This is a genomic window from Legionella nigrisilvae (assembly GCF_977063395.2).
Genome location: NZ_CDRUGZ020000042.1, coordinates 177,008 through 188,833, shown reverse-complemented (window position 1 = coordinate 188,833; position 11,826 = coordinate 177,008). Strand labels below are relative to the sequence as shown.

The following is an 11,826-nucleotide window of genomic DNA, read 5'->3' as shown; positions in this document are numbered from 1 at the left end:
TTTTAAATGATGTTCTTGACAAGGACATTGTGAATTACAATAATTTCGTTTGATTTTTTGATAATCATATTGCTGCAGGGATTGCCGGCCCTAACTAGGAAAAAAAATGAACAATAAAATAGTTATGTTGGCTCTGACCTCCTTATCTTTTACGTATTCGCTCCCTACCTATGCTGCTGATTACAATTTGAATGGCTTATCATTAAGTACCTCCGTAGGAATACTTTCCGGAACGGCTCACGAATATGTTTATTATCCAAAAACAAATACTAAGCTAAGCCAGCTCGATTGGCGCATAAAAAATGCTGCAATAATTAATGGGGAATTAAATTATGATTTACTCGGGTGGCTTAGCATGAATGGACGAGGCTGGACCACAATAGCAAAAAATAAGGCGGCTATGGATGATTATGATTGGTTCAACCCTAATCAAGAAGCGTGGACCCATTGGTCGCATCATGACGATACTCATCTAAATTATGCCAATCAATTTGATTTAAGTTTAAGAGCATGGCTCATGCAAAAATCAGATTATCAATTGGGCTTGGCTGCTGGGTATCAATGGGATTCTTTCCGTTGGCGAGCGATTGGTGGTTGTTATCAATACAATAACGGAACCGAGATTGGTTGTTTTCCTAGTACTCAAGCTGGAATTGGCTACCAACAAAAATTTAGAACTCCTTATGTGGGTGTAGCTGGAAAATATTTCATTCATAATTTTGAATTTAATGCACTTTTAAAATTTAGTAATTGGGTTTCAGCGCGGGATCACGACGAGCATTATGCTCGCAACATCACGTTTGACGAGCATGGAACTAACTTTAGATATTATGCGGCAACGATTAATTCTGGTTATTTTGTAACACCTAACGCGAAAGTTTTTGTTGAGGCTTCCTACAACCATTATTCGAATGGCCGCGCCGATACCGAAATAACAGATAATGATACGGGTGAAAACGGTTATGAACTTAATTCCGCGGGTTTATCCAATAAAAACTATTCTCTAGCACTTGGTTTACAGTATCTTTTTTAACAATAAGCATAGCAAGGTAGGTGAGTTGTTTGACTCAACCTACTTACTGCGCTTTAACTCCTAGCACAAGTGCTATTAGTCATAAATTGGTTTCGCCCAATCATCATCGTAATAGGTTACTGCTTCTTTGGCTCGATGGGATATAAGCTCATCAAGTGATTGAGTGTAATAGTGTTTTTTGAATAAATCATCAGAAGCAATAACAGCACGGTCTTTCATCAAATCCGCTTTGGGTTCTTGCGGATTTGATTGGAAAAAATAGCCCATAAATTCTGGATGGAGTTCAACCAATTTTTGAAGTGTGTTGTTAAAAGGATTGTCAATTCCACTGTGCTTGGCATAAAACTCAAGATAAGCGGTAACATATTCTCGGAGCGCTAATTGTTCATCGTGATGGTCTATTTTCTGCGCGTATTTATTTCTTAAAAGTGAAACAAACTGGCAGTAGAGACCATGGAATTCTTTTATCGCTTCTTGATTATCACTAGAAATAGCTACATAGAACGGATTATTGACTTCTTTTTTGTTGATTGTAATTTTTTTTATACTGCAATAGGGTACAGCTAAGGCCACATGCTCTGTTTCCCGCTCCATCCGCCCAGGAAGGTTGAGGTTATTGTGACGATATGTTGCATGAAGATCTACAGCAAAAGTACGGAACAAAGTAGGGTCAATTGTAATAAAACATCCTTGTCCCCAATCTAGTGCAACTTGAGGATTTTCAGACATACTTACCATGTGAAAATCATTGGAAAGATTTGTTAATTTGTGCTGTTTAATCTCTTCAATAGTTATAACTTCGGGGTAAACTCTTCCAAAAATACCCATAAGAAGGGTGGGAATTCCAAAAATGACAGAGGGGAGATTCTCCTCCCCTCGATACAAATTGGAAATATCGGGCGATGTTTTTATAACATTTGAAAACTTAATACCTGAACTTGAGTTTTCTTTTTCATTTTGAAAAAATTGGGGATATTTACTGTACATAGAATGACTTTGCGATTCAAATTTGGAAAAAATAATAACATATATTGCTATTTTTTTACAGAAAAGGGTGGGTACTTTATTAAATAACGAAAAATGAAATCAAACTGTACTATTTTAGGGTAAGGTTCGAGCTGGGTAGGGTTGGCATTTCTTCAAAAACTTTACGCACAAAATTATTCATTAATGCGGATTCGGCTTTTTTTCGAAATAACATATTAACGAACTCTGCGGCTTCGGTAGGCCAATAATCTTCAGGGTTTGATTCCTTGCTATTTTCTTCAGTGATTAGGCTATCATTTTCTTTTAAATGGGCTTTTATTGCTTCTTCATCGTATGCTACAAGAGCTCCATAACGTATACTTAAAAATCCACCCTTGGGGATTACTTTGTATTCTTTTTTATCGGCCATATGGATGTATTTATTTTTATTCGAGTCATAGGCATAAAATTCATCATCGGTAGGAACTGGGATAATAAAAAGTTTTAGTCCTCTCTTTTTCAACAACTGATGCACTTGAAAGGGTTCAAATCCAGACTCACGGATCGTATTGAGGGGCAAATAACCCAATGCTTTTGTTTTGCCAACTTGTGCCAAATCCTTCATTTCTGGATGTGAGAAAAAGTCATAAGTGGGTTTTGTTGGTGTAAATAGAGGCTTACTTGTGCTGAGAGGTTCGTCATCGGAAGACTTCGTGGTTAATTTATTTTGTTTTCCCGATGATTTCTTTTTAAAAAGTTCTTTTAATGATTTCATGTTGAGCAAATAAAGAAACGTTTGTATAAATTATATGCAATTAATGGAGATTCATCAAAGCTCGTGACAGTAAGGGGAATCAAAAACCTGTACTAAATTTATGTTTGTTGAATTTTGTTATTCAATTTTGACAAGGGCGGGTGATTTTGCTTTGAGTTTTTTTGGGGGAATTATTCTATACTCTTAGATAAGTCAAACACGAGGTCATAAAAATGGACTATAAAAGGCCCGAAACTGAGTCTCTAGATGGTGCTATCCTAAAAATTCTAAATACATTATTAGAGTTGGAGATGGCAGGTGTAGTACGTTATACCCATTATTCCTTTATGGTCTTTGGCTTTAATCGCATTCCTATCTGTAAATGGATGCGTGAGCAGGCCCAAGAAAGTTTAACTCATGCTCATTTGTTAGGCGAGCTTATCACGCATTTTTCCCAGCATCCCTCGCTTAAAATTGGCAAATTATTAGAAACTCATCAGCATAATATTGGGAATATTTTAGAAGAGGCTCTGGAGCACGAAAAACAGGGTTTGGATTTGTATTATCAATTATTGCAGCATGCAGAAAAAAAATCGGTATTGATTGAAGAGTTTGCCAGAAAAATGATTCAGGAAGAAGAAATGCATATTGGTGAAATTCAAAAAATGTTAACTCCTCCTGGCATGTTAAAAAATTAGAATATTCCTCTAATACATACATTTATGGTGATACTACCCGGATTTATTTGATAAAAAATCAAATTTGATGAGACCTATTTTAAAAATTATGAGCATAAGGTAGTCTGCAAAAAATAGACTTAAATTGTAACTTATTGTATGGCGAGATATAAATTTGAAGTAACTTACTTGCAAAACGAAGATATCCGTATATCAGCCCGAGATAGAGTAACAAATGAACTATATGGATATGTGCAAATCAGCTCTTCGTTGAACTTGGAAAATAAAGAATTAATAGAAATAGCGCAGCTCTATGTTATCTCCAATAAAAGAGGTTCTGGGTTAGGAAGTATACTTACATCCAGAGCCATTGAGTATGCTCTAAAAATAAATAAGGGCATTCATATGTTGATCCAACCTGGCTCTGAAGGATTTTGGAAAAAATATTTTAATGCTCGTTTTAATGGAAAAAGAATGACCTTATTGGGTGGAGAGACCTTAAATTCAAAACTCTATGAAGGAGCTGTATTCGAAATATCAATGATGAGTTTAATTCGAAACTATAAGTTTCCTCTGGATAAAGAGTTACGTTTACCTGGAGTTGAGCGAGCATGTCGGATTGTGTGATAAAAATGCAAAATGGGGGAGATAATTTCTTTATGGGTTTCTGATTTGCTATTCGCATTAATCAGACTACTCTATAAATATTAGACACAAAAGAAGTCCATCTTGGAGGGAACCAAATGAAAAAATTACTGATTTCTACATGCCTCACTGCATTAAGTACGGTTGCCACCGCAGACAGTGTGATTGTGACGCAAACCCAATCCTGGCAAAGTGTGCCTATTGTAGTAAATACGGAGAAACATATTTATACCATTGAAAAACCCGTACCTGAAGGTAATTTTTATTATACCTATTCGGGTTATCGATGTTTAAGAGAGCAAACTAATATTGTGGGTGTCAATGCAGTGGTTCTACATGCAGGGGTTGCTGGTGAAGGTGATATATATTGTTACCCCGAGTAATTTAGGAAAAAAAATTCTCCTTTTGACTGGGTAGCTGGCTTGTTTTGCAGACAAACTCCCACTATCTAATGTAGTGGGGTTGCTTTTATGGGATTTTATTCCGTTGCAACCTCCGGACAAGCAAGTCTGACTGTCAGATTCACTACGCTGTCCTCCTGTTAGGACCGTAAGGTAGAATTAAGTTGTATAATTCCTAGCTCACCATTGCTCTTCCGACCTATAGTTAAATCAATCTTAAGTAATTGCGTTACATTACCATTTTCAAATTGATAATTAATCTTTAAAGGAAGGGTGAGTGTCCATTGATTATATCTCGAGTCAATGAGTTGAGGTGGCCCGTCTATTTGACTTATTGCACTTAGTTTTTTGGTCTTAAATGCCTGTATGTTTCCTGATTTTTCAAGGGCATTTATAAATTCATTCCATCCCTGTTCCGTATAGCAAGATTGCAGTTTCTGCAATTGGTTATCTATGGCCTCCGAATCAAAATTAAATGATTTAGTGGTAGCATATTCAGCCCAAGCTAAAATTGTGGCTTGATTAATATCTCCTACACCATTAGGACTTTTATAATCACAATCGATAAAGTCTGCTGTTTTTTGTGGTGCTAGAGCAGATGAATGCATATTGTTTAAGCTGGGTTGATTAGATTGAGCTACTGGAGATTGATTGTTTGTTGCGGTATTGTTATTTACCGAGTCTTTGAGCGCGGCAACAATTCGCATAATTCCAAATTCACCACTCAGTTTACGTACCATCGTTAAATTAACATTCAGGAATTGAGTTACGTTGATTTGTTTGTTTTGATAAACAACTTTTAAGGGAAGCTCTATATTCCATTGATTATTTTTCGTCTTAATGAGTTTAATTTGGCCATCAACCTTGCTGGTCATAGTAAAATTTTGTGATTGAATCGCCTCAATATTTCCTGATTTCTCTAAAGCACTTTTAAAATTTTCCCAGCCAGTTGCAGTATAACAGGACTCTAATTTCTTTAATTGAGAGGGTATCGATAAGGAATTAAAATCAAAAGATTGAGTTGTGGCATATTCTGCCCACTTTATTATCAGATCTTCATCAACCTTGGTCATCTCCTCAGGAATTTTATAATCACAATTAATTATCTCTGATCCTTTTAATTCCTCAGAGGGTTTATTATAGGTCATTTGAGGGATTTTAGAGGATTTCGAAGGTGTCCCATTTTGAGCGAGTTGTATTTTATTATCTTGCAGTAGTTTTTGAGTCGGAGCTCTTCGATTAGAAAATAAATTCATATTGGATGCCAAAGGCGAAGCACGATTGGAGGATAAAGGAAGTACACTCGGAATGGTTTTCATTTGTAAAATGACAAGCTCCCCACTCATTTTCTTCCCTAAAGTTAAATTAATATTAAATAGCTGGTTAATTTGATTCTTATTATTTGGATGAGCTATGTGTAATGGTAAGGAAGTCCCTGCTTGATTTTTAAGAGGGGATTCTTTTTTTCTTTGCTGATTGACTGGGTTTTGAGTTTTAATCATTTTTAAATTATCTAAATCACTCAATGCGGAATAAAATTGGGCGGATTCGATTTTTTTAAAATAGGCGAGTAATTGAGGCCATTTCGTATCAAAAATATCTGATTTATTAGCGCTAAAGTGATTATTAAACCATTCATATCCATATGCAAGGACAGGTGTGGCAATAGATTCCTCTTCAACATCTTTTTTATAATTTTCGGAAGTTAATTGTGCTACCTGAATATGGTTTACTCTACCCTCATCGAAGCCTTGATCATTTGGTGCTTCAATAATATTCTGAAAAAATTTGATATTACTGTGTTCTGATTTTAAACACAAACCGGGCTGATTTAAGGCTCTATCCATCTCAGAAAAGATGATGTTTGGATCAGATATGAATAAAGAACTTAGAAATGCAGCCCCCCTTTTTTTTAGGTTTTCCAAAGTGTTTATTTGATCAGTCACGCCCCAAGAAAGACTTCTCATCGCCTCTCTAAGTGATGAAGCTTTTATGGATATTGAGGCGGAACGTGGGGTGGTGATCATTTGCACAATTCCAAGTTTAAATGCATTTCTCCAGCTAATGATGATGTACACATTGAGAAAATGAGTTACCTCTTCTTGATCATTCTTGTAAAAAACTTTAATAGGAACCGTTATTTTCCATTGATTTTCCTGATCATCAATGACTTGGACTTCTCCATCCAAAGTACTGCTCACTGTTAGATTTTGGGTTTTAATTGAATTAATATTTCCTGATTCTTTTAATGCATTAGTAAAACCAATCCATCCATTTTCTGTATAACATGCTCTTAAATTTTTCATCTGCGCATCAAAGGATGGAAAATCAAAATTAAAAGAATGAAGTACAGCATATTTTGCCCAATTTATGATTAAGTTTTTATCAATTTTTTGAGTGTCCCCAGAAATTCGATAATCACAATTGATTTCAAGTGACAGGGGTTTTGTTATAGCGTTTGTTTTTTGGGACTGAGCCGACTTTGCACGGGTAGATATTTTTTCGGAAATCGTATCTGAAGTTTGAACAGCATATACTTGAGTACAGATTAAATTAAATAATGCTGCGCAAACTATATTTTTTTTCATGTGATAACATCCTTATTAATATCTAGTAGGTTCTTGCTAACATCCTGTAATTATAGTTAATATTTTTAATAATTTTCTTATTAAGTGTATTCAATAGTACGGGAATTTCAACACAGAACGGATGAATCTTTTACTAAAAGTAATTTTGTTAATTGTTCCGGGGCGGGGCCTATAGGAGCTCGGAAAAATGACGCGTAATCCGGGAAATTCAGCAAAAAAAACCGGGGTTCAGGCTTACGCCTTCACCCTGGATACAATTAGTTGTAGATAAGCAAATATGCAGTGCTTAATTGCTATACTGAACTCAATTTCATTGACGTTAAAGTTTGCTCTTCCAGCTCCTTACCTTCTTTCTTTAAATTTGAGAGCTGTTTTCCTAAATCATCTTGTTTGACTTTATTGTTCCAAATGAGCAAATGAGTTTTTTTCGATATTTCTTCTTTAATCGTAGCAATTTGCTTAGGGGTAAGTTCCTGTGTATGACGATAATAAGCATAAAGTTGAGCACATATTTCTTCGATTTTTGCTTCTTCGCTTAAACTATCGTTCTCCGGTTTTAGATGAAAATCGATCACGGAGCACAATGTAGCTCGTACATTGTTCATGTGAAACGCAGACATAAATGCCCGGTAATATGCGCTATTACGAACAAATAAAGGAATGACTGGATTTTGCAAACTCCAAAAACCATCAAGTCGAATCACATGAATAGGTACTTTATTCATCAATGCAAGTCGGGCTGCACCCGTGTAGACTCTAGGTGGTTCTTGACCTAATCGTGAAAAATTCCCTTGGGGAAACAGCGCGACGCAGCCATTTTCATTAAGCGCTTTACTCGCCTCCTCTAACGCACCGGCATTAGCAGGACGTCCAGCCTGACTTTTAGTAGCTTTTGACTCTACGGGTATTGCATGAAACATTTTTAAAAATCCCTTCACCCCGGGTATATTATTATAAGCATCTGTTGCAAAAAAACGTGGGGGTGTGCCTTTTATTTTTGAGGCAACAACAACTGCTTCCCAGCCCGTTCTATGTGGGCCTACTGCAATGAGTTGTTTTTGGGTATCAGTAAGTTCTAAGTCTCCCCCTTTGGTATGCATCATTCGCGTCATAAGCAATAAAAAACCAGCTAATATCCGCGCAAAACGATTTTCATAGTTTAGGTGATTGTTAGATTCAGCGATTCTTGCAATCGCATAGGTCATCATCGTAAGGCCAGCAAGTAAGAACAATAGGGTAAAGGTACTTGATCCAGACTCATCATTATTATTAAGTTGTTCTAAATTGGAATACATATTGATTACTCCTTGTAAAGACTAGATATATTAAGCGCTAGCCATCCAAAATCTGTTATAGTACCTTTAAAATTAATGTTGTCAATTAAATACCCAAAAAGAAAGAATGAAATATTTTGGGGCACTTTTAGTAAATAGTGATTAGTATTTAGGGGTGTGGTGGGAGAGTGAATCGATCCTGGTTTGTGCAATAAATAGAAGAATATTGCTGCACACTCGTCCTATAATTAGTGCTATAGAGGCGCTGAGCAGCCCATTCATTGGATAAAAATTATAGAATAAAACGAGTGGGAGAACTAACCCAATTAATTCCGCAAAAACAGACCATGTTAATACATGGGTTTTCAGTTGATGAATTATTACAGAACGCTGCCAAATAACGAGTAATGTCAATAGAGGATAGATGATTAATATTTTTAATGGTAGAACTGCAGCTTGAGACAGATCAGATTGCAGTACGTTGATCTTTGTTAAATAAATATTTAATAGAGGGGTAAAAATAATTCCAAATAAAACTGCAAACATAATAAGAGTGATAAGAGCAAAAAACTTTTTTAACTGTAACTTGTTTTCCTCACTAAGATTTAAAAAATAAATAACTACGTTCTGCAACGACATTGCAGTTGATTTAAAAATCATAATAAACCCATTGATAACCGGAAAGACAGCTAGTGACAGGGTTGGGTTCAGGCCATAATTCAGAAAAATGGTAATAATAGGAGTGGTTATAATACTGGCTACGGTGGTTATAATTAACGGATAATAGAAATGTGAAATTCTATAATAGGAAAGCTTATAAGAGGATTTCACCTCAAAGATTCCATGGATGGGTTTTCTGGCAAACACACGAGTTATTGTCGCTTCAACGAACAAACCAATCGAGAACCCAATTGCCGCCACATAAGCACTGTTTAAAGAGCTAAAATTTGCCAGACACACCGCAGTAACTACACTCGATATAAATCGAAAAATAATCGCATAAAATATGATGGGCTGCTTATCTCGAGAAATTAATATTCCTTGATAAAAAGCTTTAAATCCCGCAATAGCAAAAGCAGGAAGAAGAATTGTAACTACATGTTGGCTAATAACTGCAATAGTTCTATCGAATGATAATCTTGTGATGAATAAATATTGATACAGAGGCGTCAATACAAACAGCATCATGCAAATTAATAAAAAACTTACTACGTAAATGAAGAAATTTCTAACTTTTTCATAAGACTGTTTATTTTTTATAAGCTTTATAGCCACTGTATTGAACATTAATAATGGTGATTCTGCGAGCAAGAATAAGGAGTAGGCAAGACCGAATGCAGCTAAATTAAGTTGTTTATCGGGCAGGTACGTAATTATTATGGTTAATAGAGGAAATTCAAAAGCGAGCACCAGCCATAAAAATAACAAAGGGGCCCAAAAAATAAAGATTGTTTTATTGCTAAGCACTTGTGCTGTCATGAAGTTATTATTCGCTCAATTGCTTCTAAAAAATGATCAATTTCTTCACTTGTATTCGAATAGCCCAGACTTACTCTCACAGTACCATTTGGAAATGTTTTTAATGCCTTATGGATCAGTGGAGCACAATGCAACCCTGTTCTAACAATAATATTATAATTATCGGAAAGCAACGCGCCAATGTGTGAAGGCAACATGTTATTCACGGAAAATGATATAAGGGGTATTTTCTTTTCAGAGTCCTCAGTGCCATAAATTTTTATTCGATCAAATCGTTTCAAACCAGCGAGGCATTTGCTATTTAACGCTTGTTTATGAGCAAACATGGTTTGAAGATTTTGTTGCTTGATATATTCAATTCCTGCGGCTAAGCCAGCGATTCCGATATAATTTGGAGTTCCTGCCTCAAATTTTTCTGGCGCCACAATGGGATGAAAGAAGGGGGCTGAATTTGTGCCCGTCCCGCCAGTGATCACTGAATCGACACATTTCGTATCTCGAATGTAGGCCAGACCAATGCCAAAAGGCCCCAGTAAACTTTTATGACCGGTTACAAATAAAAAATCGCAATTTATTTGCTCCACATCAATGGGTAAAATTCCGGCAGATTGTGACGCATCAACTGCAACTTTTACATTAAATTGCTGCGCTATTTTTATGACGTCCTCAATTGGATTAATATTCCCGGTGACATTCGATACATGATTAACGATAATTAACTTGGTATTACTTTTTATAAGTTGCGGTAACACATCCAATTGTAACTCGCCCTTGAGATCACAAGGAATACGGCTCAATTCGATATGCCGGCAATCTTGCAAATAATGTAATGGACGAATGACTGAATTATGCTCCGTATCCGTGTAAATTACATGATCTTCATTTTTAATAAACCCTAGTAGCACTTGGTTTATTGCAAAAGTAGCATTCAAGGTGAAAATAATATGATCCACACTAGGGATATTGAAAAATTCGGCAATGTTTTCCCGGGCATGTGCAATCCCTTTATCCGGTTTGATCTGATGCTCGCTGCTGGCCCGTTTTGCACAGCTATCCATGGTCTGCATTAATTCTACAATAGCATTGATCACTTCTGGGGGCTTCGGAAATGAAGTTGAACCATGATTTAAATAAATAATGTCTTTATTCATTTGGCTAACCTATTAAGAATAGGCATGTAATTTTCAATGGCTTTATTTACTAAATCTAAATTGGTATGTGTTTCCCAATTTGAGCGCTCAGGATAGCCAATTTTATTGCAAATTAAAGTTCGCAATAAATGTGACTCTACTTGGCTGTCAGAAGCTGGGTATATATTGATATGACCTGAAAAATCCTCGAAATATAAATAACTCCCGTATCGCTCAAAAAATTGAAAAATTTGCGAATATTGTTCTAATTCCATTTGGATAAATAATTTTTCCAACTCAGAATTAATGGATACTTTTAGGGGGAGTACATGCAAATGAAAATGATCACATTTTATTGCGGTATTGACTATGGTTGAACAATGGCCAGCTCGACCATGCTCGTAATACGCCGCAGCACCATAAGCTGTTTGTACAATCTCACCTGCGACTTTTTTTAAGATTAAATATTCCTCACGAAGCATAGGATCGATTTCTCCGGAACACCCAATGTGGGTATTAGAGGTAATCATTAAATGTCCGTCTACAATCGGTGAAATATCACAAATCAGTGAGAAATTAGCAGTGCGAGCAAGAATTTCGGTTTCCGAATCAGGTTTACATAAAAAGCATCCATGAATGAGTTCCGGAACCTGTTGCATGTAACTTGGCACAATTTTATGTAGAGATATAACTTCGTGATTATTTAACATGGTAACCACACTTATGAAACAACTTAATTGAATTATAGTTAAAAAATTATGATTTTGGGCGATAGCAAAAGATTTGAATGTGTTTTATAGCAAACGCTATGATCAATATTTTGTGTCTAAACTCCTCTCATCGGGCCAGCGGTTATCCCTCTACATAACACGCTTCATT

The 11,826-nt window shown here is 35.9% G+C and carries 11 protein-coding genes; 4 read left to right on the top strand and 7 right to left on the bottom strand.

Annotation, left to right across the window (positions count from 1 at the left end):
• Positions 1 to 106 precede the first annotated feature (106 nt).
• The gene (locus ACWTE2_RS29325; protein ID WP_454785520.1) at positions 107 to 1,033 is read left to right on the top strand and encodes an omptin family outer membrane protease; all 927 of its coding nucleotides are present in this window, start codon (positions 107 to 109) and stop codon (positions 1,031 to 1,033) included.
• A gap of 75 nt (positions 1,034 to 1,108) precedes the next feature.
• Here the strand turns inward: ACWTE2_RS29325 and lart1 are convergent, their stop codons facing one another.
• Together lart1 and ACWTE2_RS29315 are read right to left on the bottom strand one after the other, a co-directional pair.
• Positions 1,109 to 2,020: an NAD(+)--arginine ADP-ribosyltransferase Lart1 gene (gene lart1, locus ACWTE2_RS29320; RefSeq protein WP_454785519.1), complete on the bottom strand. Its 912-nt coding sequence runs from the start codon at positions 2,018 to 2,020 to the stop codon at positions 1,109 to 1,111.
• 109 nt (positions 2,021 to 2,129) lie between these two features.
• On the bottom strand, positions 2,130 to 2,774 hold the full coding sequence (locus tag ACWTE2_RS29315) for a hypothetical protein (RefSeq protein ID WP_454785518.1): 645 nt from the start codon (positions 2,772 to 2,774) through the stop codon (positions 2,130 to 2,132).
• Between the two features lie 212 nt (positions 2,775 to 2,986).
• Here ACWTE2_RS29315 and ACWTE2_RS29310 point away from each other — a divergent pair, with 212 nt between their 5' ends.
• The 3 genes from ACWTE2_RS29310 to ACWTE2_RS29300 all read left to right on the top strand — a co-directional run bounded on the left by ACWTE2_RS29310 (position 2,987) and on the right by ACWTE2_RS29300 (position 4,458).
• Positions 2,987 to 3,451, top strand: a complete 465-nt coding sequence (locus ACWTE2_RS29310; protein ID WP_454785517.1) for a ferritin-like domain-containing protein — start codon at positions 2,987 to 2,989, stop codon at positions 3,449 to 3,451.
• Positions 3,452 to 3,589: 138 nt separating this feature from the next.
• Positions 3,590 to 4,057 carry a GNAT family N-acetyltransferase gene (locus ACWTE2_RS29305; RefSeq protein WP_454785516.1) on the top strand — a complete coding sequence of 156 codons (468 nt, stop codon included), beginning with the start codon at positions 3,590 to 3,592 and terminating at the stop codon, positions 4,055 to 4,057.
• Between the two features lie 116 nt (positions 4,058 to 4,173).
• Entirely contained in the window at positions 4,174 to 4,458 is a 285-nt protein-coding gene (locus tag ACWTE2_RS29300; RefSeq protein ID WP_454785515.1) for a hypothetical protein, read from the top strand.
• Positions 4,459 to 4,616: 158 nt separating this feature from the next.
• Here ACWTE2_RS29300 and ACWTE2_RS29295 read toward each other — a convergent pair whose 3' ends face one another.
• The 5 genes from ACWTE2_RS29295 to ACWTE2_RS29275 form a co-directional block, all read right to left on the bottom strand.
• Positions 4,617 to 7,064, bottom strand: a complete 2,448-nt coding sequence (locus tag ACWTE2_RS29295) for a DotI/IcmL family type IV secretion protein (RefSeq protein WP_454785514.1) — start codon at positions 7,062 to 7,064, stop codon at positions 4,617 to 4,619.
• A gap of 293 nt (positions 7,065 to 7,357) precedes the next feature.
• Positions 7,358 to 8,359 carry a lysophospholipid acyltransferase family protein gene (locus ACWTE2_RS29290; RefSeq protein WP_454785513.1) on the bottom strand — a complete coding sequence of 334 codons (1,002 nt, stop codon included), beginning with the start codon at positions 8,357 to 8,359 and terminating at the stop codon, positions 7,358 to 7,360.
• Between the two features lie 141 nt (positions 8,360 to 8,500).
• Entirely contained in the window at positions 8,501 to 9,817 is a 1,317-nt protein-coding gene (locus tag ACWTE2_RS29285; protein ID WP_454785512.1) for a hypothetical protein, read from the bottom strand.
• Complete coding sequence (locus tag ACWTE2_RS29280) at positions 9,814 to 10,968, bottom strand: aminotransferase class V-fold PLP-dependent enzyme (protein ID WP_182392577.1); 1,155 nt, start codon at positions 10,966 to 10,968, stop codon at positions 9,814 to 9,816. The genes ACWTE2_RS29285 and ACWTE2_RS29280 overlap by 4 nt, the downstream gene beginning before the upstream one ends.
• Entirely contained in the window at positions 10,965 to 11,657 is a 693-nt protein-coding gene (locus ACWTE2_RS29275) for an HIT family protein (protein ID WP_454785511.1), read from the bottom strand. Before ACWTE2_RS29275 ends, ACWTE2_RS29280 begins: the two co-directional genes overlap by 4 nt.
• Between the last annotated feature and the right edge of the window lie 169 nt (positions 11,658 to 11,826).

Coding starts and splice junctions, on each gene's coding strand:
- ACWTE2_RS29295 (WP_454785514.1), bottom strand. CDS start 7,064: ATGAAAAAAAATATAGTTTGCGCAGCATTATTTAATTTAATCTGTACT.
- lart1 (WP_454785519.1), bottom strand. CDS start 2,020: ATGTACAGTAAATATCCCCAATTTTTTCAAAATGAAAAAGAAAACTCA.
- ACWTE2_RS29305 (WP_454785516.1), top strand. CDS start 3,590: ATGGCGAGATATAAATTTGAAGTAACTTACTTGCAAAACGAAGATATC.
- ACWTE2_RS29290 (WP_454785513.1), bottom strand. CDS start 8,359: ATGTATTCCAATTTAGAACAACTTAATAATAATGATGAGTCTGGATCA.
- ACWTE2_RS29275 (WP_454785511.1), bottom strand. CDS start 11,657: ATGTTAAATAATCACGAAGTTATATCTCTACATAAAATTGTGCCAAGT.
- ACWTE2_RS29300 (WP_454785515.1), top strand. CDS start 4,174: ATGAAAAAATTACTGATTTCTACATGCCTCACTGCATTAAGTACGGTT.
- ACWTE2_RS29285 (WP_454785512.1), bottom strand. CDS start 9,817: ATGACAGCACAAGTGCTTAGCAATAAAACAATCTTTATTTTTTGGGCC.
- ACWTE2_RS29315 (WP_454785518.1), bottom strand. CDS start 2,774: ATGAAATCATTAAAAGAACTTTTTAAAAAGAAATCATCGGGAAAACAA.
- ACWTE2_RS29280 (WP_182392577.1), bottom strand. CDS start 10,968: ATGAATAAAGACATTATTTATTTAAATCATGGTTCAACTTCATTTCCG.
- ACWTE2_RS29325 (WP_454785520.1), top strand. CDS start 107: ATGAACAATAAAATAGTTATGTTGGCTCTGACCTCCTTATCTTTTACG.
- ACWTE2_RS29310 (WP_454785517.1), top strand. CDS start 2,987: ATGGACTATAAAAGGCCCGAAACTGAGTCTCTAGATGGTGCTATCCTA.